This window comes from Pseudomonas yamanorum (assembly GCF_013386765.1).
In the GTDB taxonomy this organism is placed as follows: domain Bacteria; phylum Pseudomonadota; class Gammaproteobacteria; order Pseudomonadales; family Pseudomonadaceae; genus Aquipseudomonas; species Aquipseudomonas yamanorum_A.
This window is the reverse complement of record NZ_JACARE010000089.1, coordinates 1-3,972: the sequence shown is the minus strand read 5'-3', so window position 1 is coordinate 3,972 and position 3,972 is coordinate 1. Positions and strand designations below refer to the sequence as shown.

General features: G+C 62.1%; 3 protein-coding genes and 2 pseudogenes. 2 read left to right on the top strand and 3 right to left on the bottom strand.

Annotation, left to right across the window (positions count from 1 at the left end; genetic code table 11):
- The 3 genes and pseudogenes from HX875_RS32425 to HX875_RS32415 all read right to left on the bottom strand — a co-directional run.
- Window positions 1–753, bottom strand: a pseudogene (locus HX875_RS32425) (isopenicillin N synthase family dioxygenase); the annotation flags it as partial.
- 86 nt (window positions 754–839) lie between these two features.
- Window positions 840–1,358 (bottom strand): annotated as a pseudogene (locus HX875_RS32420) (thioredoxin family protein); the annotation flags it as partial.
- Window positions 1,359–1,435: 77 nt separating this feature from the next.
- Entirely contained in the window at window positions 1,436–1,615 is a 180-nt protein-coding gene (locus tag HX875_RS32415; protein WP_177049001.1) for a hypothetical protein, read from the bottom strand.
- A 209-nt stretch (window positions 1,616–1,824) separates the two neighbouring features.
- Between HX875_RS32415 and HX875_RS32410 the strand changes: the two genes are divergently transcribed.
- Together HX875_RS32410 and HX875_RS32405 are read left to right on the top strand one after the other, a co-directional pair.
- Window positions 1,825–2,565: a response regulator gene (locus HX875_RS32410; protein WP_063028866.1), complete on the top strand. Its 741-nt coding sequence runs from the start codon at window positions 1,825–1,827 to the stop codon at window positions 2,563–2,565.
- Window positions 2,562–3,866, top strand: a complete 1,305-nt coding sequence (locus HX875_RS32405) for an ATP-binding protein (RefSeq protein ID WP_177049000.1) — start codon at window positions 2,562–2,564, stop codon at window positions 3,864–3,866. The genes HX875_RS32410 and HX875_RS32405 overlap by 4 nt, the downstream gene beginning before the upstream one ends.
- Window positions 3,867–3,972: the final 106 nt, after the last annotated feature.

Genomic DNA, 3,972 nt, shown 5'->3' with positions numbered 1-3,972 from the left:
AGGTAGCCGTTGGTGGCCAGCTCCAGCAATTCGCCGATGTTCACCACCAGGGTGTCGGGGCGCGGCGAGGCGTCGATCCAGCGGCCCTCCTCCACTTCCACTTGCAGGCCGGCCTGCTGGTCTTGCAGCAGGAAGCTGAGAAAACCGGAATCCTTGTGCGCGCCCACGCCTTGGCGACTCTGCCGGGCATGGCGGCCGGGGTAGCGGATCAGCTTGATGTGTTCGTTGGGCTTGTCGCCGTACAGCGGGTCGAAGGCGTTTTCCGGCAGCGACAAGGCCTGGGCAAAGGCCCGCAGCAGGCGCAACGACATTTGCGTCATCGCCTGCTGCCAGGCCAGCAACAAGGGCTTGAGTTCGGGCAGCGCAGCGGGCCATTGGTTGGGGCCTTGCAGGCGCGACCAGGCCGGTGAGTTCGGGCCTTGCTGCAACGGCTCGCGCTCGGCGCCGAGGTCGAACTGTTCACGCAGGTCCGGCTGCCCACGGGTGATCTCCGAGGCGGCGCGGTTATAGCCGCGNNTTGATCATGCCCACGGCGAGTTTGTCAGCCTGTGGCAAGGCGAAGAACTGCCGCGCCTGCTGCTGCACCCGAGTGAGCAAGTCGGCGTCGATGCCGTGACCGGTGAGGTAGAAAAAACCGATATGCCGCGCCGCGTGGCGCAGGTCATCGAGAAACTGCCCGCGCTGGGCCGGGCTGCCGTCGAGCAGCGCCAGGTCCAGCAAGGGCAAGGTATTGATTGCCAGCGGGTGCGACATCGGTAGCTCACTCCATGAACATAGTGGTGGAGTGGCGAAGCTAAACGATCTAAAAACCCGACAATAAATACCTTTTTGGCATTAGCTTAGGTGGGGGCGTTAGCCGCCCGGGCTTCTTCCAGCAAGACCTGGATGACCTTCTCCTGATTGTCGTAGCGGCCCTCGCCAAAATGGCTGTAGCGCACTTTGCCGGTAGCGTCGAAGAAGTAATGGGCCGGCCAGTACTGGTTATCGAAGGCGTGCCAGATCCGGTAATCGTTGTCGACCGCTACCGGGTAATTGATGCCCAGTTTCGTGACCTGGCTGCGCACGTTATCCAGGACTTTCTCGTAGGCGTTTTCCGGCGTATGCACACCGATCACCACCAGTCCGTCCTTGGCGTACTTCTTCGCCCATTGATTGACGTACGGCAGGCTGCGCTGGCAGTTGACACAGTCGTAAGTCCAGAAATCCACCAGTACCACCTTGCCCTTCAGGCCCTCGGCCGTCAGCGGCGCTGAGTTGAGCCAGGCCACCGCACCATCCAGGGACGGCATGCGCTCTTCGGACTGGCTGAAGCTTTCGGCGTCGACGTTGTTGATCAGGTAGTTGACCGCCTTGGGTACGCCGACCAGGGCTACGACCAATGGCAACAGGAGCAGGCCTTTTGAGCGGCGCAGGTATCGGATGAAGTTCATGGGTGTCACCTCGTGGCCGGGGGTGTTTCGTCGCGTTTGCGACCCGCGCCGTTTTGCGCCAGCGGGGTATTCTGGAAGCAGGTTTCGCTGCCGGTGAGTTTTTTTGCGGTGGCGGCATTCACATCCGCCGCCACACCTGCCATGGAAAACGCCAGGGCACTGAGAAGACTGTTGAGTGGGGTCATGCACGGTTCCTCGGGAATAACCGGGGCGGATCGCCTCGATGGGTTCATTTGAACCCTGGGAGGTATCCGGATTGTGTCGGCCAGGCCCGGATTTTTGCGTCGACGTGTATCTCGTCACCGCCAGATACACTGCAATACAAAGGGCACAAGGCAAGGCCGCCGGCAGTGGCTAGACTGCGCATCAATGACTATTCAACGAGGAAGGCAGCATGGATCACGTCGATCACATTCTGATTGTCGATGACGATCGGGAGATCCGCGAACTGGTAGGCAACTACCTGAAAAAGAACGGCCTGCGCACCACCGTGGTGGCTGACGGTCGGCAGATGCGCAGCTTCCTCGACACCACGCCCGTGGACCTGATCGTGCTGGACATCATGATGCCCGGCGACGATGGCTTGCAGCTGTGCCGCGAACTGCGGGTGGGCAAGCACAAGGCCACGCCGATCCTGATGCTCACCGCACGCAACGATGAAACCGACCGCATCATCGGCCTCGAAATGGGCGCCGACGATTACCTGGTCAAGCCCTTCGCCGCCCGTGAACTGCTGGCCCGCATTAACGCCGTACTGCGGCGCACGCGGATGCTGCCGCCGAACCTGGTGGTGACGGAAAGCGGCCGGCTGATCCGCTTTGGCCGCTGGCGCCTGGACACCACCGCCCGCCACCTGCTGGACGAAGACAACACCCTGGTGGCCTTGAGCGGTGCCGAGTACCGGCTGCTGCGGGTGTTTCTCGACCACCCGCAACGGGTGCTCAACCGTGACCAATTGCTGAACCTGACCCAGGGCCGGGACGCGGACCTGTTCGACCGCTCCATCGACCTGCTGGTCAGCCGCCTGCGCCAGCGCCTGCTGGACGACGCCCGCGAGCCGGCCTACATCAAGACCGTGCGCAGCGAAGGCTATGTGTTCTCCCTGGCGGTGGAAATCCTCGGGGACTCGGCATGACCCTTTCGTTTCGCTGGCCGCGCACGCTGGCGGCGCAACTGTCGGTGATTTTTATCGTGAGCCTGCTGTGCGCCAACGCCTTGTCGTTCAGCGCGCAGTTCTATGAGCGCTACATGAGCGCCCGCAGCGTGATGCTGGGCAACCTCGAGAATGACGTCTCGACCTCGATCGCGATCCTCGACCGCCTGCCCGCCGCCGAGCGCGCCAGCTGGCTGCCACGGCTCGACCGCAACGCCTACCGCTACCTGTTGAATGCCGGTGAACCCGGCGAGCCGATGGCCAGTGACGACGTGCCCATGGCCGCGACGTCGATCTCCGATGCCTTGGGCGAGCATTACCCGCTGGTCTTTCGTGATATGCCGGGTTTGCAAAAACACTTCCAGGCGCACCTGACCCTGGCCGATGGCAGCCCGATCACCATTGACGTCTACCCCAAGCCGATCCCGTTTGCGTTCTGGCTGCCGGTGGTGCTGGTGCTGCAATTGTTGGTATTGCTGGTGTGCACCTGGATCGCCGTGCGCATCGCCATCCGCCCGCTGACGCGCCTGGCACGGGCGGTGGAGACCCTCGACCCGAATGCGCACCCTACGCCGCTGGACGAAACCGGCCCTACCGAGGTGGCGCATGCGGCGGCGGCGTTTAACGAAATGCAAAAACGGATTGCCGAGTACCTCAAGGAGCGCATGCAGATCCTGGCGGCGATCTCCCATGACTTGCAGACGCCGATCACCCGCATGAAATTGCGCGCCGAGTTCATGGAAGACTCGGTGGACCGGGAAAAGCTCTGGAGTGACCTGGGGGAAATGGAGCACCTGGTGCGCGAGGGTGTGGCTTATGCCCGCAGTGTGCATGGCGCGACCGAGGCCAGTCACCGGATCAACCTGGACGCGTTTCTCGACAGCCTGGTGTTTGATTACCAGGACATGAACAAACAGGTGAGCCTGACGGGTAAAAGCGCGGTGGTGCTGGATACCCGGCCCCATGCGTTACGCCGGGTACTGGTGAACCTGGTGGATAACGCGCTGAAATTTGCCGGGGCGGCGCAGATGGAGGTGGGGTCGACGGCGTCGGGGGAGCTGTCGATCAAGGTGCTGGATCGGGGGCCGGGGATTGCCGAGGATGAACTGGTGCAGGTGATGCAGCCGTTTTACCGGGTGGAAAGTTCGCGCAATCGCGGCACTGGTGGCACTGGGTTGGGGTTGGCGATTGCCCAGCAATTGGCTGTGGCGATTGGTGGGGAGCTGACGTTGAGCAATCGGGATGGCGGTGGGTTGTGTGCCGAGGTTCGGCTGGTGCTGTGACGGGCTGTGTGTATATCCGTTATTTTTGTTATGGCCGCTTATGGTTCCGCTCTTACAGCGGCTCACTTTTGAAAAGCGCAAAAGTAAGCAAAACGCTCTTGCCCCC

What these genes read in the sequence shown, in the direction of transcription:
- HX875_RS32415 (WP_177049001.1), bottom strand. Translation starts at nt 1,615, where the DNA reads ATGACCCCACTCAACAGTCTTCTCAGTGCCCTGGCGTTTTCCATGGCA.
- HX875_RS32405 (WP_177049000.1), top strand. Translation starts at nt 2,562, where the DNA reads ATGACCCTTTCGTTTCGCTGGCCGCGCACGCTGGCGGCGCAACTGTCG.
- HX875_RS32410 (WP_063028866.1), top strand. Translation starts at nt 1,825, where the DNA reads ATGGATCACGTCGATCACATTCTGATTGTCGATGACGATCGGGAGATC.